The following is a 21,980-nucleotide window of genomic DNA, read 5'->3' as shown; positions in this document are numbered from 1 at the left end:
TGTCAATCGTCCGCGTGCGCAGCGTCTATGAAATACACCTTGTCGCGATCGTACCATTGCTGGTCCTCTTCCCGGAACCAGGTGTAGACGGTCTTCCCGTCGGGGCTGGCCGTGATGAAACGCTGTCCCATGTTCGTGATCGTGGATCCCATGACGATGTTCTTGGCCATGGCCGGCCGGGGATTCAACGGCGTGGACACGCTGGACAGTTCATCCTTGAATACATTTGCCAGCAGGCCGACGGCGATCAGCGTCAACACCACTTTCGTGTATCGATCGACTTTGATTTCCATGTGGCTTGGATCCTCCACGCAGGTAGGTGAACAACAGCCGAACAGGTCCTCCGATCAAGGCGTTCCGAGCACCTGTTCATACATTCGTTCCACGGAGAAGAGGCCGAACCTCGGGACGGTTTTCCTTCCGCGATTTTCGAATGCAGAATCGCGGTGAATCTATCCCTTTCCGCCGGTCCAAGTCAATCAAAAAATGCTTGACGCCGAACACGTGGAAGTGTATGCTCTACGCACTTTGAACGGCGTTGTAAGTCAGTTACATACATAGGGTTTAGCACGACGTAAACCAAACTGGTCCGTGCGTTGCAGAGTACACCGGGGAGCCCGTAATGGCCACTGAAATCATCATGCCCGTTCTCGGCATGACCATGGAATCCGGAATCATCGTGGAGTGGATGAAAGAGGAAGGCGATTCCGTCACGGAAGGCGAGGTGCTCTTCAACGTCGAAACGGACAAGAGCGTGATGGAAGTGGAGGCCAAGGCTACCGGTACGCTGCTCAAGATTCTGCATGGCCCGGGCGACGACGTGCCCATTCAGCAGGTCATCGGTTTCATCGGCGAAGCGGGCGAGGACATTGCCGAAGCGGTCGACGCGGGTGATCCCGGTGACGGTGACGCGGCTAAGACCGGCACTGCGACCGACTCGACGGAAAGCGCTACGACTGGCCTAGATGGTGCGACGACTGCCGGCGCAGCGGACGGCACAGCAAATGGTACTACTGGTGGCCAGGATGCCCGGTTGGCAGCCGGCGCCGGAACGCCCGGACCACCCGGCCGCGTGAAGATTTCCCCGAAGGCGCGGCGGCACGCACGCGACCTCGGCATCGCCATCGAGCACATTGCGGGGACGGGACCCGGCGGACGGATCGTATTCTCCGACGTGGAGGCCTTCGCCGCCCGGACTGCCGCAGCGGCACAAGCGCCGGCCGGGGCTCCTGCGACACCCACAGCCCCGACGACTCCCGCACCGGCCCCCGCCGCAGCCGGACCGGGTTTGAAACGCATCCAGCGCCGCGCCCCGCTCAGCGGACTGCGCAAGGTCGCCGCGACGCGACTGGCCGAAAGCGCGTCGACCATTCCCCACTTCTACCTCACCATGGACGTGGACATGACGCGCCTCACCGGGCTACGGGAACAGCTGATCGCCTATGGTGAGAAGCGCGGCCTGGCCAGAGTTTCCGTGAACGACCTGATCATCAAGGCCGCCGGCATCGCCCTGCGGTCCTTTCCCGCCGTCAACGCCTCCCTCGAAGGTGGGGAGGTCGTGGAATACGCCGATGTGAACGTGGGCTTCGCCGTCGCCCTCGACGACGGACTGGTCGTGCCCGTGGTGGCATCCGCCGATCAGAAATCGGTCTTCGACATCGCCGCCGCAACCCGATATCTGGGTGAGAAGGCCCGCGGAAAAGGCCTTGGTCCCGAAGACTATGGTTATGGTACCTTCACCATCTCCAATCTCGGGATGTTCGGCGTGGACCAGTTCACCGCCATCATCAACCCGCCGGAAGCAGCCATACTCGCCGTGGGGCGGGTCAAGGACACGCCCGTCGTGGTGGACGGCAAGGTCGAAATCAAGGCCATGATGTCGGCCACCCTGTCCTCCGACCACCGGCTCATCGACGGCGCGGTCGCCGGCCAATTCCTTGCCCACCTCAGGGAAATCCTCGAACAGCCGCTCGAACTGCTGATCGGGCAGGACGGCGCGTGAGCCATTCCCGCGACGAGCAATAGTATAGAAGTACCACATGACCAACGACCACCGGCACGATCAAGACCACACTCACCCGCCGCCGGATATCGAGTTGCGCGTGAAAGCGCTCGAATCGCTGCTCGTGGAGAAAGGCCTCGTCGATCCGGAAGCGCTGGACGCACTAGTCGACCTGTACCAGGACAAGATCGGCCCGGCGAACGGGAAACACGTCGTAGCCCGCGCATGGACGGATGAAGCGTTCAAACGCTGGCTGCTGGACGACCCGAATGCCGCCATCTCATCGATGGGCTACGTAGGGGCGCAGGGCGAGCAGATGCGTGTCGTGGAGAACACGGACGACGTGCACAACCTCGTGGTCTGTACGCTCTGCTCCTGCTACCCGTGGCCGCTCCTCGGCCTGCCCCCCGTCTGGTACAAGTCCGCGCCCTACAGAGCACAGGCCGTCGTGGATCCGCGCGGCGTGATGACACAGTTCGGTACGGAGGTTGCCGAACGAAAAGAAGTGCGCGTGTGGGATTCCACTTCCGAAATGCGCTACCTCGTGCTGCCGCAGCGTCCCGAAGGCACGGAGGGTTGGAGTGAGGAAGAACTCATGGAACTCGTTACGCGCAACGCCATGATCGGGGTCGAAGAGGCGTGCCGTCCGGACTCGGAGGTCCGCAAAGCATGAGCGGTGTACACGATATGGGCGGGATGCGGGGGTTCGGGCCGGTGCGGCCGGAACCGGAGTCCGAGGAGCCGGTCTTCCACGAGGAATGGGAGGGCCGGGTGTACGGAATCGTCCGGCTCATGGGACTTCTGGGACTGTGGAACATCGACATGTCGCGTCATAACAGGGAACAGTTGCCTCCCGCCGACTATCTCGCCAACTCCTACTATGAGAATTGGTTCGCGGGGATCAGGCAGCAACTGGTCAGGTCCGGTCTCGTTTCGAAGGATGAACTGCAGACGGGCCGGGCATCGACCTCCGTGCCGGAACGCATCATGGAGAAGGTTGCGCATGCCGAGCAGGTGCGTGCGGCCCCCTACATGACTTCGAGCTACGTCCGGCCTGCGTCTTCACCGCCCCGGTTCTCGCCGGGCGACCGCGTGCGCGCAATCAACTCCTATCCACCTGGGCACACCCGGGTACCGGGTTACGTTCGAGGCCACACCGGAATCGTTCGTGAGCACTACGGATCGCAGGTGTATCCGGACCTGAGCGCCCGGGGCGTGGACGAGGGAAGGCACCTCTACAGCGTACGCTTCGAGGGGCATGATCTGTGGGGGGAATCGGCAAACGCGAACAGCGCCGTATACGTCGACCTCTGGGAGACGTACCTGGAGCCTGCAAGATGACAGACCCACAACTGCCCGGCGGTACGTATGGGCCGGGGGACATCCTGCCGAGGGACATCCCGCTGGGGGACGATGGATCGCCGGTGTTTGCCGCGCCGTGGGAGGCATCGGCGTTTGCACTCGCGGTGCGTCTCTCCGGCGAAGGTCACTTCACGTGGGACGAGTGGACCGCCACGCTGAGCGAGGAGATACGGGCGGCACAGCGGGAGGGCGACCCCGACCTGGGCGATACCTATTACATGCACTGGCTCCGGGCCCTGGAGCGCCTCTGCGTAGAACGCGGGCTCGTGTCGCAGGAGGAGGCGTCCGACCGCAAGGACGCGTGGCAAAGGGCGTATCTCAAGACTCCGCACGGAAAACCGGTCGAACTGATATGATGATACCGCGCTGCATCGGACCATGGAATGAACCCTCAACGCCTCATTCAGGAGGTAACGGATTGTGATACGAGTCATGGCGGTATGCTGCATGGCCAGTCTGTGCTGGAACACGCAGGCCGCGCAGGACCAGTCGGACTCGCCGGAAGCGCTGCTCAACGCGTACTATGATCTCTGGCACCTGTTGGAACGCCAGCCAACCTCCGAAGAAGTCGACGCCCGGTCGCCCTATTCCGCCGGCAGATACCTGGAGGAATGGGACAACTGGGAGAACGTGCGCCTGGCGTTGGCGGAATACCTGTATCAGCAGGCCCTGATCGCGGCGTTACGGGAGGATGGGGAGACCGCTGCGGAATACTATCGAAAGTGCCTCGAAATAGATCCGGACCACCCGCAGGCGAGCGCGGCCTTCGGTATAGACCTGGACGAAGCCGCCCTGAAACGGGATGAGTTCACGGAGGAGAAGGCCGGACCCACCGCACTATCCTCCTTCCTTACGTTTCTGGCATTACTTGAGCGGGGTGATGAGCAGGCGGCCCGCAACAGCTTCCTTCTGGCCCAGAGTCAGAAAACGATGTACATCGCCTCGGAAATCGCAAAGCTCCAAGCCGTTTACGATAACGCGGTCGAGCTCTTCAACCAGGGCACCTACGGTGAAGCGGTAGAACAGTTTCGGATGCTGATCGAAATCCGGCCAAACCAGATCGGTTACGAGGAATTCTACCGTCCGAACGCCGGCAGCATACGGCAGTACCTGGCCGACGCCATATACCGGAACGAAACGGAACGGTCCGCCCGATTCGTAACCCGTTCGAAGGACGCGCGACTGGCGGTGTGGTATACCGGAAACTGGATGGCCCAGTTCGGCGAACTGGGCCTGGAGGCCACGAGATTGGCGCCAACCGGAGCCAGTCAGGCCCGCGTGCCGCTGCCGAATCTCAAGATGGCCGCCAGGTCCTACCTGGGCGGCGACCTGGGCGTTTCGGTCCGCGTAACGGGTTTACTCTGGGCGGGCGCCAGTTGGTCGCAATTCATGATTACGCCCCATGCCGAGTTCACGTTGAACAACCTGGACCTCACCCCCAAGGTACCTGGTGCACACATATCGGCATTATCCTTCTTTTCAGAAACTTCTACCATGGTCTCGCGGACAACCCGAATGTATCTGCAGGCCGGCGCGGGTCGCTATACCGCAAGTTTCCCAAGCGTTCTGTTGGGGAACATCGAACGCCCACCCAGGTTAATGGCCCACAGGAGCACGTCAATCGGCGGGTTCGTCGGCGGCGGGTGCGACGCGTGGTTTCTGGCCAGCGATACCGGGCTACTAGGCGTTCGACTGGATTTGAAGTACCATCGCATGAGCGGCGACGACCAGGATTCGAATCGTTCGATCACCCTGAGCGGGCTCCGGCTCGGCGCAGGTATCACTTACTCGAGATAGGCGCCGCAGGTAAATCCTTACTCCTGTCCACTCCTCACGGCGGAATTGGCACTGCCGAATCCCAAATAGCGAATTTGTTTCTAGATTTCCCTTTCGCTCACTGATGTAGACAGTGTTCGCGTTCTTCACCGTGATCTCAGCGCGCTCAGTCCGATTATGTCTCCTTTAGATATCCCTGACTCACCTCTCGACATAACACCTCAGTGGCTGAATGAAGCACTTTCTACAACGAACACGTTCTCGAATGCCGTAGTAACTTCACTTCAAATCGAACCGATTGCAAAGTTGACTTCTGTTGGACAGTTGGCACGCTTGCATCTTAAGCTCAGTCACCCTCGTTCAACACTGCCAAAAAAGCTGATTGCCAAACTACATGCACCGGATGAGATTCAACGTGCAAAAACGCGTCTGTACATGCCTGACAAGTCCGAGATTTCGTTTTACCGGCAACTTGCCGGCGAGATACCTCTTCGTACTCCCCACTGTTATTTCAGTGCTATGAATGTCAGCCTTGGTAAGTACATCAGGATTCTCGAAGACCTTGCTCCCGCTAAAGTAGGAAACCAAATCGACGGAAGTACAATGCAGGAAACTGCATCTGCTCTCCGCGAAATAGCCGGTTTTCACGCTTATTGGTGGAAAAACAAAAGACTTGGAACTTTTGATTGGCTGGCGAATTCGCAAATGGACTCCAAAACCACTACGGATTGGATCCTTAATCAGTATCGAGAAGCGTTTCCTGTCTTTGTTGGTAAACTTGGAACTTCGTTGACAGATTCAGTCAAGACATTCGGAGAACAATTGCCTGAGAGGTTAACGGGTAAAAACCAATTGGGTGAACTGCCGAGAACCATAATCCACGGAGATTTTCGCTTGGAGAACGTGTTTTTTGGTGATTCTCTTGGTGAATCGGGCCTTGCCGTGATTGACTGGCAGGATATATCGCGTGGAGAGGGTGTTTCGGATGTCGCATGGTTTATCGGTGGATGCCTCAAAAATACCCCAAATCGACAAAGAGAAGAACGACAACTCTTAAAAACCTACCATGAAACTCTGGTGGCAAATGGAGTTACTGGATACACCATGAATGTATGCTGGAATGACTATCGCCTCGCCATCAGGCGTTATTTTGTTCAAGCAGTACTTATGGTAGCTTCTTTAAATCCAGAAAATCTCCGAGAAAACAGACTAGCACGGGCAGTTTCCGAACGGTTTATTGCTGCTGTTATTGATTTGCGTTTAAACGAGGCGTAAGCTGATTCCGTCAGATTCGATATAGAGCACTCGATGCCAGAATCCGGACTCAAGGCCTTTCAAACCGTGCGAGCCACCGGACCGGAGCATACCTATCGCGGCGCCGTGGTCGGTTGCGGGAGGATGGGCAGCACCATCGACGACGAGCACGTCGGTCAGCCCCACTACCCGTGGCCATGGGCGCACGCCCCGGCCATGATCGAAGCCCGGGGGATCGATCTCGTGGCCGCCGCGGACGAGGACCCCGCCAAACTCGCGGATTTCAGGCGGCGCTGGGGCTGTGCGGCCCTGTACACCGACTACAAGGAGATGGTTGAGAAGGAAGCGATCGACGTGGTCTGCATGACCACCCGGCCCGAGCCGCGCGCGGAGATCACGGTGGGCCTGGCCGAACTGGGCGTGAAGGCCATCTTCGCCACGAAACCCATGTGCCGGACGCTGGCCGAGGCCGATGCCATGATCGAAGCCTGCGCCAGGCACGGCGTCATCCTCGCCATGGCCTGCCATCTCAACTGGTACGGCTACTATACGACGGCACGCAGGCTCATCGCCGAAGGCGCCATCGGCCCTTTGAAGACCATGGTCTGCCACAGCCCGTCGACGCTGTCCAACATCCAAAGCCACACCCTGGCCCTGCTGCGGCTCTTCGCCGGTGCGCCCGCGCAGTGGGTCGTCGGCCTGATCGACACGGACGAGCAGGCGCGATCCGATGCCGATATCCCGGGAACGGGGATCGTCGTGTACGAAAACGGGATTCGCACGATCCTGAACTCCCGGTCCGAATCGCACGTCTACTCCTGGTCCCTCGAGTTCATCGGCGAAACCGGCCGTATCGTTTCCCGAAACTCCCACGCACAGTTCGAGTTGTGGGCGCCTCATCCAGTGACCGGCGCGCCTGCCCAGACCCACCTGCCCGGACCGTGGCATCCCCGGAGTTCCATGGTCGATGCGATAGAGGGCGTCTGCCGTTCCATAGAAGCGGGATGGGAGACGACTTGTCCGGGCGAGTTCGGCCGCGAAGCCCTCGAAATCGCCATTGCCCTGAGGGAATCCCACCGCCGGGGCAACGTGCGGGTCGATTTGCCGCTTGAGGACCGGTGCCTGCGGATGGGGTAAGTGCTGTGCGAAGCACTAAAGACTTGTGATTACAACTCCTCGATCTCATCCGGCTCCGGCATCTCTTCAAACCGCACCGCTTTGACGGTCTTTCGTCCTTCAAGCAATGCCCGGGCCAGCCGATGACCACCGTCCATCAGTTGACCGTTGTCGTTTATGATCAAGGGGTAGCGAGTATCGGTCTCGTTGATTCGTCGGCAATGATCGGCCACCTCTCGTATGGTCGGCGTCCTACCCTCGCCGAACCAGCAGTCGCGGTCCAGCTCCGCAAAACGTTCGACTTCAGCAACGTATACCGGTAGATCCTTCGCCAGCTCCCAGAGCCGTTCGGTGTACCAGATGTACCGCTTGCCGTCGCGCTCTGTCGAATGGGTTTGGATGGGTCTGTTCAGAATAGAACCTCCGCTTAGCATTTAATTGACTCAAGTGCGCATATCATCGTGAACCGATCGGCAGGGAATGACAGGATAGTGCCTGTATGTGGTGGATATCCTTTACCGAACAACCTTACCCTGTCGCCTCAAAACAACCTTAGACAACATTTACGACTCTGACACAGTATAATACGCTTGCCAGATTGGTCCATTTCCAGTTGGTTAATTCTGAATTATTGTTTTCTAATCGGCATTTTCTGAATGTTACTGAAGTGTATGGCAGCCGAACCTTTCACGGTCTTGAAGGGATGCGACAGGCTGTGTCGCACTGAGTACAATATGCCCAGGTTGCAGTCCCGTGTATTTTCGTAAGCGCTGTTTGAGCCTTCGTATACTGCCTGTGTTCGCTCTTCTGGCGTCGGTGGCGTTCTCAAGCTGCGGTAAAGACAGCCCCACCAGGCCGACGACACCGGAACCACAGGAACCACCGCCTCCTGTAGTACCTGTACCCACCCGTATAGAAATCACTCCCGCTACTGCTACGCTGTATTCCATCGGCCAGACAATCCAGTTGTCGACAAGGGTCCTTGATCAGAATGGCACGGCCATCATCAATGCCACAGTTACATGGACGAGTGGCGACTCGGGCGTGGCGACTGTAAGCAATCAGGGCCTGGTTGTTGCCGTAAAGAATGGGACTGTCGTCATCACCGCCCGATCGGGCAACGTTTCTGCTACAGCCAACATCACGGTGTCGCAGACGGCAAGTAGTATCGTGATCGAACCAGCTATGCCCACATTGACATCCATCGGCCAAACGGTCCAGCTTACAGCACAGGTCCTCGATCGCAATGAAAACCCGGTAGCCGATGCTACGGTAACCTGGACGAGCGGCAACGAAACAGTGGCAACGGTCAGTCCGGAAGGGTTGGTCACTGCGGTGAAAAGCGGCAGCGTCTTGATCACCGCGACGTACGGAACCATTTCAGCTGCTTCGCAGGTCACGGTAACGATACCCAGCCCGGACAGAGACGCTTTGGTAACGCTGTTCAATACACTGGACGGACCGAACTGGACCAATAACGAAAACTGGCTGAGCAGCCTGCCCGTAGGCGATTGGTACGGTGTAGCTATCGACGGCCAGGAGAGAGTGATCGGTCTCAATTTAAAGGGAAACAACCTCAAGGGACAACTGCCGCCCGTGCTGGCGGAACTCGTTCACCTGCGCAGCCTGGTCCTCAACGATAATGCTGACCTTGCAGGACCTTTACCCCAGGCGCTTGCCGATCTTGCCCTCAACGAACTGCATGCTGACGGAACCGGACTGTGCGCACCTTCTGATGTTGCATTCCGGTTATGGCTGGAGACGATTTCAGATGCCAGGGTCTCGACTTGCATCAACATCCCGGATGAAATAGAAGCACTGGTTGCATTTTATCACCAGACTAACGGACCGAACTGGACAGACGGTACAAACTGGCTGTCGAATGCACCATTAGGCACCTGGCACGGGGTAGAGACCAATGAGTTCGGGGCCGTCATCGAACTGACCCTCAACAACAATAATGTAAGTGGAATGATCCCGCCGGAAATCGGCCAACTCAGCCACCTGCAGATTCTACGATTGAATGGAAATGACCTTTTCGGACCTATACCCGCCGAGTTGGGACAACTCAAGAAACTATGGTTTTTAAGCATCTCAGGTAACAAGCTGTCCGGTTACATACCTCCTGAACTTGGCGGGTTGACGTCCCTGAGTGGCTTGTATCTCAGCGTGAACAGGTTGTCCGGACCCATCCCCGTAGAGTTGGCACAAATAGAACGGCTTCGTAATCTGTCACTGGGATCCAACAGACTATCCGGACCCATTCCGTCCGAGCTGGAGCGGTTTAAAAACCTGGATAGTATCACTTTAAGCAGAAACCTGCTCACCGGGCCTATTCCTCCTGAATTAGGCAACATCAGAACCGTCAGGCTGTTGTTGTTAAATGGAAACCGACTGACCGGGCCCATACCACCAGAACTGGGACAACTGAATAACCTCGAGGAACTGAGACTTCAGGACAACCTGTTAACCGGTTCTTTGCCGTCCGAATTGGGCAGCCTGTCAATACTCAGGCGGCTGAATCTCTCCAACAATCGAGCACTGAACGGGCCGGTCCCGCGGTCTTTCCTCAAATTGTCCATCGGCGGACTTGATCTGCGCGGTACACAGTTATGCGTACCGCTGGACGATGATTTCGAGAACTGGCTAAGCGGAATCCCCGACCGTCACGTTACTCGTTGTGGCGATCCAACGGTTGCCGCGCTTACTTCGCTATACAACGGGACGGACGGGTCTAATTGGTCAAACAGTGAAAACTGGCTGAGCACACAGCCGCCGGGTGACTGGTATGGCGTATCCACCGACGACACCGGACAGGTTACCGGGCTGGATCTTGCCGACAACAACCTGAATGGGTCTCTACCACCGATTCTGTCCATACTATCAGCAATGCGATCATTGAATCTCAGCGGCAACGACGCATTGACAGGACCGCTGCCGCGGTCGATGCTGAAACTGAATCTCGAAGTCCTCCATCTGGCCGGTACGGATCTTTGTGCTCCGTCCGATACCGAGTTTCAGTCATGGGTGCGCGGGATATCAGATGCCGAGGTGTCGATCTGTGCGGGGGCCAGTCAGAATAGGGAAGCGCTGGTTGCCTTCTACCAGGAAACGAACGGTCCGAATTGGAACGTAAGCACGAACTGGTTGAGCGATGAGCCGTTACACATGTGGCACGGTGTTCTTACCGACGCCGAAGGAAGGGTAACGGGCATCTCATTGTCGGAAAACAACCTTACGGGCCGGCTGCCACCTGAAATCGGACAACTGCGACACCTGGTCGGTCTCAGTCTTTACGGAAACCGCCTGTCCGGATCGATACCGCCGGAACTTGGGGACCTGGGAAAGCTGAGATCGTTGAACCTCGACGGGTGTTTTCTACACGGAAGAATCCCCTCCGAACTCGGACAGCTCAACGAACTCGTCCACCTGTCCGTCAGCGGTAACTCGTTGTCAGGCAGCATACCACCTGAAATGGGACAGTTGACCAATCTCATCACTCTGAACCTCAGCGCCAACGATTTGACGGGGGCTATACCGCCGGAGCTGGGAAACCTGAAGAACCTTGATCGCATGTTTCTGAGTAACAATGCCTTGACCGGTTCAATCCCACCCGAATTCGGACGGTTGAAGAACATGAGGAGTTTGGTCATGTTCCGGAACCGTATAACGGGGCCGATACCGCCGGAAATCGGCGACATGAAGAGTCTCGACCACCTGTCCGTTTGGGACAACCAGTTGACAGGAAGTATTCCACCGCAGTTAGGGCAGTTGAATAATCTGATTGGTATTACACTCAGCAACAACCGGCTTACCGGTCCGATTCCCCCCGAACTCAGCAACCTGCACTTACTGATCAGCCTGCGGGTTGACAGCAACCGGATTTCCGGATCGATACCCCCCGAACTCGGTCAATTGGGCAGACTCAGGGAACTGTTTCTACAAGAGAATCAGTTGTCCGGCACCGTCCCTTCCGAATTGGGGAACCTGAGCTTGCTTGGAACACTCAACTTAGGTGACAATCCCGGTCTCGCCGGACCGCTGCCCCTGTCTTTCTCCGCGCTCAACATTGCAAACCTCAATGTCTTCGGCACAGAACTCTGCGCCCCTCCGGACCACGGATTCCAGGAATGGCTGAATAACCTTGCGTTCGGCCGCGTCCCGGATTGCATCAGGTCCGCCGGTCCGGCTATGTATCTGACGCAAGCCGTACAGTCGTTGGACCATCCCGTACCCCTGGTTGCCGGAGAGGACGCACTGCTGCGCGTATTCCTGGCGAATGAAGACGACCAGTATCCGAGTTTGCCTCCTGTACGCGCTACTTTTTACCACAACAACACGACCGTGCACGTGGAGGACATACCCGGGGAGCCAATACCGCCCCCTGAAGAGGCCGACGAAGGATCATTGTCGGCTTCCATAAACGCGTCAGTACCGGGGTCGTTGATCATGCCGGAACTGGAATTGGTCGTGGAGATCGACCCTGACGGTGCAAGCTCATCGAACTCAAACATGCCCGTGCGTATACCTCCAACGGGCCGGATGCCGGTCGACGTCAGAGACGTACCTCCCCTTGACCTGACCCTTGTTCCACTGCTGTGGATTGAAAACCCGGACCGGTCGATTCTGTCCGAAATCGAAGGGTTATCGTCTGATGACGAACTGTTCTGGCAGACGCGCAACCTGCTTCCGATCGGAGACCTCAGTATCTCGATTCGAGATGAGGTGTTTACTTCGGTTGATCCTGTATTCGACAACTATCCGGCCATTCTGAGCGAGACCCGGGCGATCCATATACTGGATGGTGATCAGGGTCACTACATGGGCGTCTTAAGTACAGGAGGGGGTGCGGCGTTAACGGGAGGCAGGACCTTCGTATCGGGTCTCGCTGGATACACGATCGCTCACGAACTGGGACACAACATGAATCTTGGCCATACTCCATGCGGGAGTCCCAATCTGTTTACCGTCGATGCCAGCTATCCTTATGCCGATGGATCTATCGGTGTCTGGGGTTACGATACCCGAAACGATCTTCTTGTACCTCCGGATACGAAGGATTTGATGGGCTATTGCTCACCACAGTGGATCAGCGACTACAGCTTCATTAAGGCCTTGAACTATCGTCATTACATAGAATCGCAACAAATACCAATGGCCCGGTCGAATTCGTCCAGAAGCCTTCTACTGTGGGGGTTCGTGGACGGAAGCGGGGAGATCAGCCTCAAGCCGGCCTTCATGGTCGATGCGCCGGTGTCTCTGCCTGCCGAGACCGGTCCTTATCGCCTGACGGGAAACAGCGCGGCCGGCGGTACCTTGTTCACACTGGACTTCGATACGGTAAAGATAGCAGACGGTGAAGGCGGAGTTTTTGCCTTTACATTGCCGATGGAAGCGGGATGGCTACCTCGGCTGGAACTTATTACCCTGGAAGGTCCGGAAGGTGCTGTTTCGATCGATCGCAGGACGAGTCAACCCGGCGCGCTGCTGCTGGACAGGGCGACGGGCAGAGTGCGAGGCATTCTCACGGATTGGATCAATGCATCCCAGGATGCGGCAATCAATCGGTCATCGCTTCCCGATACCGGTCTTGAGATCGTGATCAGCCGTGGTGTGCCCGATTGAGCGGCAGGGGAATCGTAACGGTACTTGTAACTTACCTATTCCGGCCTGGATTTGCCAGCCGGCTATTTCTCCATTCACTTCGGCTTCTTATCCAGGGACCTCAGCAGTTTCACGACTTCCGCGGCTTCCTTGCCTCCCTTTCTTGCGTGGGCCATGAGCGAAATCCCGTGGGGACCCGGCTTGTCCTTTTCAGACAGATTGTCGACGAGAACGGCCTGCACGATGCTCAGTTTCCCCAACATGGCCGCGGCATAGAGGTCGATGCGCGCCCCATGCTGAAGCAGATATTCCGCGATATCCCTGCGCCCCATATGCGCGGCCGCCCCGAGCCCGGTTTCCCAGTCGCCTCCGCCCCAGTCCCAACAGGCATTGACCAGTGCAGGCTCTTTGTCCAGCAATGCCTTGACGCTCTCGAAATCGCTGTGGGCGTCGTACACGAATCGATGTACCATTTCCGAATCTAATGCTGACTTCTTGGGAGCCATATGCTTGTATCCTTTCTCATTTTGTCGGAATCGTAAGACGGATCGTTCACCCGCACAATGTCTACATACCTTGTTTCACTTCACTCCTCCTTCACCCCTCCTTCACCGCCGCGAACCGTAACCGGATGTAGTCCGCCGTCCACGCGCCGTCCGCATCACACAGGCTGGGCCGCATGGTTTCCCGGACTTCTTCGAGAAACCCCGGTCGATCCGCAACAGGCACCCGGGACGTGAAGCTTTCGGCGAAGGTCTCGAGCCAGCCGCCGATATCTCCGGGCAGCGGGGTAGGCCGGGGAATCAGCGCGATGTACTGCACGTCGAACCCCTGCCGGGCAAGCCGGTCCCGGTACTCTTCGTCGGTGGGGAAATACCAGGGATTGATTCCATCCTCCCACAGTCCGCGCCGTTTGAGCGCTCCGGTAAGCGCCTTGACGATGGTATCCACGCACCCGTGCCCACCGCATTCGGCCACGAATCGTCCATCGGGTTTCAACGCGCGGCGCACGCCCGCGATCACCTCGTCGGGATGGCCCATCCAGTGCAGGGCGGCGTTGCTGAATACCGCGTCGAATTCACCTTCGAAATCCAGCGCGTGCCCGTCCGTGACGTGGGCGTCGAGACCGAGCTTCCGCGCCGCCTCGATTTGCTCCGCACTGCTGTCCACGCCGACGACGCTGCAGCCCATATCCACCAGTTTCGCCGTCAGCGCCCCGTCGCCACATCCCAGGTCCAGAATGCGTTCTCCGGGCTGCGGATCCAGCAGCTCGACCACGGGCATGCCCAGGTCCGCGACGAACCGGGCGTTGCGGGCGTAGCGTTCCGGGTCCCAGGATTGTGCAGATTTAATCGGGCCTTCCACCCGGTCTTCCATCCGGTCCTCCATCCGGTCCTCCATTTTCACTCGTTGCGCAGCACTTCCGCGGGATTAGCCAGCGCGGCCCTGATTACGTGATAGCCGATGGTAGCCACCGAAATCAACAGTGCGGCGCCGGCGGACGCAAAGAAAATCCCCCATCCCATCTCGATGCGGTAGGCGAAGTTCTCCAGCCAGCGCCCCATGATCAGCCAGGCCGCCGGCCAGGCAATGACGTTGGCCACGAGAACGACGAATTCGGCGGACAGCATGCCGAGCAGGCGTTGCACGGAAGCGCCCAGCGCCTTTCGAACGCCGATCTCCCGGGTGCGCCGCTCGGCCGTGAACGAGACCAGGGCGACGAGACCCAGGCCGGTCAGGAAAACCGCCACCAGGGCGAACACGCCGAAGAAGTAGCCGATTCGCATTTCGTTCCGGTACTGGCGGTCGATGTCCTCGTCGAGAAATGTAAAGGCGAAGGGGAAATCGGGGAAGAAATCCGACCATGCCGCTTCGATGTTCGCCAGCGTGCTCCTGATATCTTCCGGCCGGATCCGGACCACCAGGTGAAGCCCGGTGCCGTGAAAGAGTACCAGCGGTTCGATTTCCTGGTGCAGCGTCCGAAAGTGGAAGTCCCGGACCACGCCGGCCACCGCGTGCGTGTATCCACTGGCAAACCGGATCTGCTGCCCGACGGCCTCTACGGGCGATACCCAGCCCAGGACGCGCGCCGCCGTCTCGTTAATCACGATGTACTTCCACTCCGTGTCGTTCCTGAATGCCCCGCGATGGGAGCGGCCCGCGAGCAGTTCCATGCCCATCGTCTCCACGAAGTCCACGGAAGCCTGGAAACCATGGACGGCATGCCTGACGTGGTCCGGGTCCTCTACACGCTGCATCGTGCCCGTCGACGGTCGGCCGACGGTGCCGAACAGGCCGGGCAGGGTGATGGCCTGGCTCACACCCTCCACACGGGGGTGCTGCAACAGGGCATCTTTCCACGGCTGGTAGTTTGTCGCCACTTGCTCGACCGTTGGAATCACGATCACCTGGTCCTTTTCGAAGCCCAGCTTCTTGTGCTGAATGAAGTTCAACTGGCTGAACAGGATGCCGGTGCCGATGATGAGTGCGGTGGAAATGGCAAATTGAAAAACGACCAGGATCTTTCGGGACCACGCGCCGCCGGGCAGGTACGGCCGTCCTTCCTTGAGCCCCGGAATGGCCCGCACGGAGGAAAACACGAGGGCCGGGTATGCGCCCGACAGGAGCCCGATGAGGACCGCGGTGACCGGCAGGGCGAGCCACCACAGGGGGTGCAGCCCATGGGCCGAGGCGATCGGCTGGCCCAACAGTGCGTCGAAATACGGTGCGATGAAATAGACGGCCGCCAGGGCAACCGACAGGGCCATAATGGTCATCAGGACCGACTCCCCCAGGCACTGCCGTATCAACTGCCCCCGGGACGCCCCGAGGACCTTGCGCATGCCGATCTCGCGGGCGCGGTGCACGAACTGTGCAGTGGACAGGTTTACATAATTCACCGAGGCGATGACCAGGATGAACAGCCCGATGGCGATCAGGATGTACACGTAGGCCACATCGGTATTGGCGGTGTGCTCGTTCTCGAGATGGGAATAAAGGTGAATGTCGGTGACGGGCTGCAGCGACAATTCGTAACGGTCGAGGTCTTCCAGGTAACTCGCGTCGACGTGTCTCTCCACGAAACCGGGCAGTTTCCGCTGGGTCTCCTCCGGCGGATGGCCTTCCTGCAAGACGATGTAGTTGTAGAACAGCGTGGAGAACCAGATCCCCGCGGCCCTGTTCCATTCGAACTTGTCGTATGCCGAAGCCAGGGATATGAGGAAGTCGGCGTGGAAGTGGGCGTTTTCCGGGATGTTCTCCATGACTCCGGTGACGGTCAGCAGCATGTATCCGTTATCGGCGATGATCGTTTTGCCCATGGGATCTTCATCGCCGAAGTACTTCCGGGCGATGTCTTCGCTGATGACCACCATGTACGGCGCTTCGAGGGCGTGATCCGGATCGCCTCTCACGAGGGGAAAGGTAAAGACGTCGAACAGTGCATTGTTGACCCAGTACACGCTCTTCTCGTAGTAGATCCGGTCTTCGTGCTTCATGATCCAGGTGCCGATCGTGGGAAGCATTCGGGCGAAGTGCTGGATTTCGGGGAAGTCGGCCTGGAGCATCGGACCCAGTTCACGGGGCGACCGGGCACTGTCGTTGAGCGCTATCCGGTAGATGCGGTCGGCCTTGTCGTGGTAGCGGTCGTAGCTCAGTTCGTAGCTCACGTACAGGAAAATCAGGATGGCGCATATCATGCCGACGGCCAGGCCGAGGACGTTGATGGCCGTGTAACCCCTGTACCGGCCCATGTGCCGCAGGGCTAAGGCAATGTGGCTCCCTGGCATCATACCTCCCCGTCCGTCCTGATTTCGTCCCGGGCGGGCACGGTCTTGTCCTTGCGCCTGCCGAACCGCCACTCGCGCTCGACGATCAGCCGGGCGCCGCGCCGGAATGTCACGTAGGACCAGGCCCAGTGCAGCACGACGAGCAACCGGTTCCTGAATCCCACGAGGAAGTAGACGTGGACCACCAGCCACGTGATCCACGCGAACCAGCCGGAGAACCTGAGCCTTCCGATTTCCGCCACGGCGCGGCTGCGTCCGATGGTCGCCATCTGGCCCCGGTCGACGAACCGGAAGGGCTCGCGCTGCTTGCCCACGAGATCGCGACAAATCGTCCGCGCCACGAACCGGCCCTGCTGGATCGCCACGGGCGCCGTGCCGGGAAGCGGCGCGCCGGTCTGGTGGGTGAAACAGGCCTGGTCGCCCGCGACAAACACATTCGGGTGGCCGGGTATGCTCAAGTCTTCGTCGACCACCACGCGACCGCCGCGGTCTAACGTCACGCGGCCAATCGGATCCGGCTCTGCGCGGCCCCCGCGGTCCGTCTCGACGCCGCCCTCCTCATGCCGCCCATCCAGTTCATCGCCCTGCGCGGACCCCGAAACCGCGACTTCAACCCCCCGTACCCCGGCCGCCCAGAGTACCGTGGAGGACGCAATACGCTCCGGGCCCGCCTGCACGCCGTGTTCGTCGATCCCCGTCGCCAGGGTGTTCGGCCAGACCTGCACGCCGAGTTTTTCCAGGTCCCGGGCCGCCCGGGCCGCCTGCTGCTCGGAGAACATGGAGAGGATGCGCGGACCGGACTCGATCAGGATGACCCGCGTAAGCCGGGTGTCGATGTTGCGGAAGTCCCGAGCGAGTGTGAACCGGCTCATTTCCCCGATGGCGCCCGCCAGCTCGACGCCGGTCGGACCGCCGCCTATGACGACGAAAGTCAAGAGCCGGCGGCGTGTATCGAGATCTTCGGTCCGTTCCGCCGCCTCGAAAGCGCTCAGCAGGCGCCGCCGGATCTCGGTGGCCTGCGGAATCGTCTTCAGGCTGGGTGCGTGCTCCTCCCAGTCTCCGTGGCCGAAGTAACTTGGCATCGACCCGCAGCAGAGCAGCAGGTAATCGAACGCCAGCCGGCCGAAATCCGCCGATACGGTCCCCGCCTGCAGGCCAACCCCCTCGACTGATCCCTGCAGCACCGAGATGTTTCGGCAGCGTGCGAGCACGCTTCGGATGGGCGTGGCGATGTCGGCGGGCGACAGGCCGGCCATGGCGACCTGGTAGAGCAGCGGCTGGAACAGATGGTAGTTCTGCCGGTCGACCAGGGTGACGCGGACGTCGCGCAAGCCGCCCAGTTTCTTGGCCGCGTTAAGACCGGCGAAGCCCCCTCCGACGATGACGACGTGCTTCATGAGTCACTCGTTCCTCAGCACGTCAGCCGGATTGGCGAGTGCGGTCCGAACCACGCGATAGCCGATGGTGACCAGCGTGATCAGCAGGGCGGTGACGCCGGAAAGAAAAAAGATCTCCCAGCCGATCACCGTTCGGTAGGCGAAGGACTCCAGCCAGCGCTGCATGGTCAGCCAGGCCGCCGGCCAGGCCAAGACATTGGCGATGAGCACGAGCCCCACGAATTCACCCGACAGCAACGCCAACACCTGTTGGACGGAAGCGCCCAACGCTTTGCGTACGCCGATCTCCCTGGTTCTTCGTTCCATCGTGAAGGAAACCAACGCGAACAGGCCCAGGCAGGCAAGGAAAACAGCCACCAGGGCGAATACGCCGAATACGTAACCGATCCGTACTTCCGACCGGTACAGGCGTTCGATGTTCTCGTCGAGAAACGTATACGCAAAAGGAAAGTCCGGGAACATCCGCAACCACTGGTTTTCAATGTAATCCAGTGCTCGTCCCGGATCCCCTGGGTGTAGCCGGACGGCCAGATGGAGACCGCCGCCCAGAAACAGCACGAGCGGCTCTATCTTCAGATGCATCGATCGAAAATGAAAATCCCTGACCACACCGATAACCGTTCCCGTCCAGCCTCTACCGAAAAGGACTTCCTGGCCAATGGCCTCCTCCGGCGTGTTCCAACCCAACACCCGCTGCGCGGTCTTGTTGATTACGATGTTCAACGCTTCGGAATCCCTGGACATCGCACCGCTATGCGACCGGCCGGCGAGCAATTCCATGCCCAGGGTCTCCACGAAATCCAGCGCGACGTTCAGGCCCTGCACGTCATGTCGGATATTGCCCGGATCATCGACGCGCTGTATCGTGCCGGTCGATACCTGGCCTATGTTGCCGGCCAGCCCCGGCAAGGAATTGCTATGGGTCACCGCGGCCACGCCGGTGTGTTGCAGCAAGGCTTCTTTCCATGGCTGAAAGTTATCCAGGACGTCATTAAAAGTCGGTATCACGATCACGTGGTCTTTTTCGAAACCCGGATGCTTGCTCTGGAGGTATGCCATCTGATTGAACAGAATGCCCGTGCTGATGATCATCACGATGGAAATCGTAAACTGGATAACCACCAGGATCTTCCGCGAAAGTCCTCCGGCCGCAGCGAGTTGCGGCCCTCCCTTCACGCTTTGAACCGGCTGCAGGGTGGAAAGCAGCATCGCCGGGTAGCTTCCGGACAGCAAACCCACGAGCAGTGCACCGGCGGGAAGGACGAGCCACCAGAAACCGGAGCCTGCGAATTCCGTCGTTACCGGTTTTCCCGCAAAGCTGTCGAAATACGGGGAGATCAATGAAATGGCCGCCAGTGCGATCACCAGCGCCATGGCGGTTACCAGGACCGATTCTCCCAGGAACTGCCGGATCAACTGGAAACGATACGCGCCAAACATCTTGCGCAAGCCCACTTCTCTGGTCCGGCCGGCAAACCGGGCGATGGACAGATTGATGAAATTGATACAGGCGACGGACAGGATGAAGAGCGCTATGGCCGAAAGGATGTAGACATAGGTGATATCGCTGTTGGCGCCGGTCTCGTGTTCGAGATTGGAATGAAGATGGATGTCCGTCACCGGCTGCAGAAAGAGTTCGAAACTGCCGCCCCGTTCCCTGAGCCCTTCCCCGATGTGCCTGTTGACGAAAGCGGGAAGCCGCTCCTCAATGGCCGCGTGCGAATGACCCTCCGGCAGCGCGATGTACGTGTAGAAATTGATCCACGACCAGTATCCGAGATCCTCCTGAGACGCGGAGGTCAGCGAAATGAAGAAGTCGGCCTGAAAGTGGGTATTTTGCGGTGTATTTTCCATGACCCCGGTAACGGTCAGCATCATGAAGCCGTTGTCGGCGATAATCGTTTTGCCCATCGGATCTTCTTCGCCGAAGTATTTCCGGGCCGTGTCTTCGCTGATCACGACGGCGTAGGGCGCTTCCAGGGCCGTTCGGGAATCGCCGCGGATCAGCGGGAAGGTAAAGAGTTCCAGCAGGGCGCTGTCCGCCCAGTAGACCCGGTTCTCATAATAGATATTTTCTTCGTGTTTCATGATCCAGGTACCGGTCGTCGGGAGCAACCGGACGAAACCCGAAATCTCGGGGAAGTCCCCCTGAAGCGCCGAGGCCAGGGCCGGAGGCGTCCTGGCGTCGTTGTTGACCGCCACTCTGTACAGGCGGTCCGCCTTCTCGTGATAGCGGTCGTAACTGAGTTCGAAACTGACATAGAGGAAGATCAGCATGGCGCAGATCATCCCGACGGCCAGGCCGAGGACGTTGATGGCCGTATAGCCCTTTTCCCTGGCCATATGGCGAATCGCTATGGTTATATAGCTCTTGAGCATATAAGGAATTCGGAAATCGGATCGTGTGGATCTGTAGCGTTCACAGGTGCAGGAGGAACATTCGGTACTTTACAACGCAGCGACGGCGATACACTGTTGATTTGCGCTTGCATTCGGAATTGACGCCAACGCGTCTGTATTAATACCGACGCCGAGATGCATAATGTATATTTCTCTTCATCGTCATGTTATTTGAAAAGCCCTGCGACCGGATCGATCCTGAAGCAGGTTCTTGCTTATCCAGGGAGTTTCCGTAATGTCAAAACCCGCAATCAAGACCACCGTGGTCGGCAGCTATCCCATCCCGGACTGGCTGGCGGCCTATCCCACCACGCCCAACCTGATCGACGCGGCCAAGGTGATCCTGAAGACCCAGGAACTGGCCGGGATCGACGTCCTCACCGACGGGGAGCTGTCGCGCTTCGATGTCGGCCACCCGGAGACCAACGGGATGATCGAGTACTTCATCCGGCCCATGTCCGGGATCACGACGGAGGTCTCCCGCGAGATCCTCGCCGATTTTCGGAAGCGCGAGGGAATGGCTTTCCGCAGCACGCCCGGCGGCATCGTGCGCGGCAAGATCGGGGAAGGCGCACTCAACCTGCCGGCCGCGTGGCAGTCAATGCGAACGCTCACCGACCGCACGCTCAAGTTCACGGTCACCTCACCCTACATGCTGGCCAAGACGCTCCTGGACGAGCATTACGGCGATCTGCGCGCCATGTCGATGGACATCGCCGAGGTGTTGCGCAGGCAGGTCGCCGAGATCGACGCGCCGGTCCTGCAGGTGGACGAGGCCAACCTGACCGGCCATCCCGAGGACGCGGACTGGGCCCACGAACCCGTCAACCACGTGCTCGGTGCGGTGCAGGGAGAGAAGGGATTGCACCTCTGCTTCGGCAACTACGGCGGGCAGAGCATCCAGTCCGGCCTGTGGAATGACCTGATGGTATTCCTGAACAACCTGGATGTCGACCATCTCGTCCTGGAGTTCGCCCGCAGGGGTTACGACGAACTGCCGATGTTCAGGGATCTGCGCGAAGACATCGCGCTGGGTGTGGGCGTGGTCGACATCAAGGACAACGGCGTGGAATCACCGGACGAGGTTGCCCGCCGCATCGAACATGCCGTCGACGTGCTCGGACCGAAGCGCGTGCGCTGGGTGCACCCCGACTGCGGGTTCTGGATGCTCCCCCGAAGCGTGGCGGACCGCAAGATGGCCAGCCTGGTGGCGGGGCGGGACCTCGTGCTGGGACAGTAGCGGCCCGGCCCTACTCCCTGCGCGCCATTTCGGTCGGATTG

Annotated in this window: 16 protein-coding genes; 9 read left to right on the top strand and 7 right to left on the bottom strand. The window is 59.1% G+C overall.

Annotated features, from left to right (window positions below; genetic code table 11):
* Positions 1-2: 2 nt before the first annotated feature.
* Positions 3-293 carry a hypothetical protein gene (locus OXH56_09725; protein ID MCY3555586.1) on the bottom strand — a complete coding sequence of 97 codons (291 nt, stop codon included), beginning with the start codon at positions 291-293 and terminating at the stop codon, positions 3-5.
* A 329-nt stretch (positions 294-622) separates the two neighbouring features.
* Between OXH56_09725 and OXH56_09720 the strand changes: the two genes are divergently transcribed.
* The 7 genes from OXH56_09720 (at position 623) to OXH56_09690 (ending at position 7,531) form a co-directional block, all read left to right on the top strand.
* The gene (locus OXH56_09720; GenBank protein ID MCY3555585.1) at positions 623-2,002 is read left to right on the top strand and encodes a dihydrolipoamide acetyltransferase family protein; all 1,380 of its coding nucleotides are present in this window, start codon (positions 623-625) and stop codon (positions 2,000-2,002) included.
* Between the two features lie 37 nt (positions 2,003-2,039).
* On the top strand, positions 2,040-2,675 hold the full coding sequence (nthA, locus tag OXH56_09715; GenBank protein ID MCY3555584.1) for a nitrile hydratase subunit alpha: 636 nt from the start codon (positions 2,040-2,042) through the stop codon (positions 2,673-2,675).
* Positions 2,672-3,343 carry a nitrile hydratase subunit beta gene (gene nthB, locus OXH56_09710; GenBank protein ID MCY3555583.1) on the top strand — a complete coding sequence of 224 codons (672 nt, stop codon included), beginning with the start codon at positions 2,672-2,674 and terminating at the stop codon, positions 3,341-3,343. The genes nthA and nthB overlap by 4 nt, the downstream gene beginning before the upstream one ends.
* Complete coding sequence (locus OXH56_09705) at positions 3,340-3,720, top strand: nitrile hydratase accessory protein (protein MCY3555582.1); 381 nt, start codon at positions 3,340-3,342, stop codon at positions 3,718-3,720. Before nthB ends, OXH56_09705 begins: the two co-directional genes overlap by 4 nt.
* Positions 3,721-3,784: 64 nt before the next feature.
* Positions 3,785-5,161, top strand: coding sequence for a tetratricopeptide repeat protein (locus OXH56_09700; protein ID MCY3555581.1), 1,377 nt, complete (start codon positions 3,785-3,787; stop codon positions 5,159-5,161).
* Between the two features lie 156 nt (positions 5,162-5,317).
* Positions 5,318-6,415: a phosphotransferase gene (locus OXH56_09695; GenBank protein MCY3555580.1), complete on the top strand. Its 1,098-nt coding sequence runs from the start codon at positions 5,318-5,320 to the stop codon at positions 6,413-6,415.
* A gap of 33 nt (positions 6,416-6,448) precedes the next feature.
* On the top strand, positions 6,449-7,531 hold the full coding sequence (locus OXH56_09690; protein MCY3555579.1) for a Gfo/Idh/MocA family oxidoreductase: 1,083 nt from the start codon (positions 6,449-6,451) through the stop codon (positions 7,529-7,531).
* A gap of 29 nt (positions 7,532-7,560) precedes the next feature.
* On the opposite strand, the gene OXH56_09685 is transcribed toward OXH56_09690, so the two are convergent.
* Positions 7,561-7,944, bottom strand: coding sequence for a chromosome partitioning protein ParB (locus tag OXH56_09685; GenBank protein ID MCY3555578.1), 384 nt, complete (start codon positions 7,942-7,944; stop codon positions 7,561-7,563).
* 382 nt (positions 7,945-8,326) lie between these two features.
* On the opposite strand from OXH56_09685, the gene OXH56_09680 reads away from it, so the two are divergent.
* A complete protein-coding gene (locus tag OXH56_09680; GenBank protein ID MCY3555577.1) occupies positions 8,327-13,135 on the top strand; it encodes an Ig-like domain-containing protein in 4,809 nt (1,602 codons plus the stop codon).
* Positions 13,136-13,209: 74 nt separating this feature from the next.
* Here the strand turns inward: OXH56_09680 and OXH56_09675 are convergent, their stop codons facing one another.
* The 5 genes from OXH56_09675 to OXH56_09655 form a co-directional block, all read right to left on the bottom strand.
* The gene (locus OXH56_09675) at positions 13,210-13,620 is read right to left on the bottom strand and encodes an ankyrin repeat domain-containing protein (protein MCY3555576.1); all 411 of its coding nucleotides are present in this window, start codon (positions 13,618-13,620) and stop codon (positions 13,210-13,212) included.
* Positions 13,621-13,711: 91 nt separating this feature from the next.
* Complete coding sequence (locus tag OXH56_09670) at positions 13,712-14,515, bottom strand: class I SAM-dependent methyltransferase (protein ID MCY3555575.1); 804 nt, start codon at positions 14,513-14,515, stop codon at positions 13,712-13,714.
* 2 nt (positions 14,516-14,517) lie between these two features.
* Positions 14,518-16,905 carry an ABC transporter permease gene (locus OXH56_09665; protein ID MCY3555574.1) on the bottom strand — a complete coding sequence of 796 codons (2,388 nt, stop codon included), beginning with the start codon at positions 16,903-16,905 and terminating at the stop codon, positions 14,518-14,520.
* A complete protein-coding gene (locus tag OXH56_09660) occupies positions 16,902-18,299 on the bottom strand; it encodes an NAD(P)/FAD-dependent oxidoreductase (protein ID MCY3555573.1) in 1,398 nt (465 codons plus the stop codon). The genes OXH56_09665 and OXH56_09660 overlap by 4 nt, the downstream gene beginning before the upstream one ends.
* 3 nt (positions 18,300-18,302) lie before the next feature.
* On the bottom strand, positions 18,303-20,678 hold the full coding sequence (locus tag OXH56_09655) for an ABC transporter permease (protein MCY3555572.1): 2,376 nt from the start codon (positions 20,676-20,678) through the stop codon (positions 18,303-18,305).
* 256 nt (positions 20,679-20,934) lie between these two features.
* Between OXH56_09655 and OXH56_09650 the strand changes: the two genes are divergently transcribed.
* Positions 20,935-21,939: a cobalamin-independent methionine synthase II family protein gene (locus OXH56_09650; protein ID MCY3555571.1), complete on the top strand. Its 1,005-nt coding sequence runs from the start codon at positions 20,935-20,937 to the stop codon at positions 21,937-21,939.
* Positions 21,940-21,980 lie beyond the last annotated feature (41 nt).

It is taken from the genome of Gemmatimonadota bacterium (assembly GCA_026702745.1).
Taxonomy (GTDB): Bacteria; JAAXHH01; JAAXHH01; order JAAXHH01; family JAAXHH01; genus JAAXHH01.
The sequence above is the reverse complement of the archived record's forward strand: the minus strand, read 5'-3'. Positions and strand labels throughout refer to the sequence as shown.

Bases quoted from the DNA above. Each gene is read 5' to 3' on its own strand.
- OXH56_09725 (MCY3555586.1), bottom strand. From the start codon at position 293: ATGGAAATCAAAGTCGATCGATACACGAAAGTGGTGTTGACGCTGATC.
- OXH56_09720 (MCY3555585.1), top strand. From the start codon at position 623: ATGGCCACTGAAATCATCATGCCCGTTCTCGGCATGACCATGGAATCC.
- nthA (MCY3555584.1), top strand. From the start codon at position 2,040: ATGACCAACGACCACCGGCACGATCAAGACCACACTCACCCGCCGCCG.
- nthB (MCY3555583.1), top strand. From the start codon at position 2,672: ATGAGCGGTGTACACGATATGGGCGGGATGCGGGGGTTCGGGCCGGTG.
- OXH56_09705 (MCY3555582.1), top strand. From the start codon at position 3,340: ATGACAGACCCACAACTGCCCGGCGGTACGTATGGGCCGGGGGACATC.
- OXH56_09695 (MCY3555580.1), top strand. From the start codon at position 5,318: ATGTCTCCTTTAGATATCCCTGACTCACCTCTCGACATAACACCTCAG.
- OXH56_09690 (MCY3555579.1), top strand. From the start codon at position 6,449: ATGCCAGAATCCGGACTCAAGGCCTTTCAAACCGTGCGAGCCACCGGA.
- OXH56_09685 (MCY3555578.1), bottom strand. From the start codon at position 7,944: ATGCTAAGCGGAGGTTCTATTCTGAACAGACCCATCCAAACCCATTCG.
- OXH56_09675 (MCY3555576.1), bottom strand. From the start codon at position 13,620: ATGGCTCCCAAGAAGTCAGCATTAGATTCGGAAATGGTACATCGATTC.
- OXH56_09670 (MCY3555575.1), bottom strand. From the start codon at position 14,515: ATGGAGGACCGGATGGAGGACCGGATGGAAGACCGGGTGGAAGGCCCG.
- OXH56_09665 (MCY3555574.1), bottom strand. From the start codon at position 16,905: ATGATGCCAGGGAGCCACATTGCCTTAGCCCTGCGGCACATGGGCCGG.
- OXH56_09660 (MCY3555573.1), bottom strand. From the start codon at position 18,299: ATGAAGCACGTCGTCATCGTCGGAGGGGGCTTCGCCGGTCTTAACGCG.
- OXH56_09655 (MCY3555572.1), bottom strand. From the start codon at position 20,678: ATGCTCAAGAGCTATATAACCATAGCGATTCGCCATATGGCCAGGGAA.
- OXH56_09650 (MCY3555571.1), top strand. From the start codon at position 20,935: ATGTCAAAACCCGCAATCAAGACCACCGTGGTCGGCAGCTATCCCATC.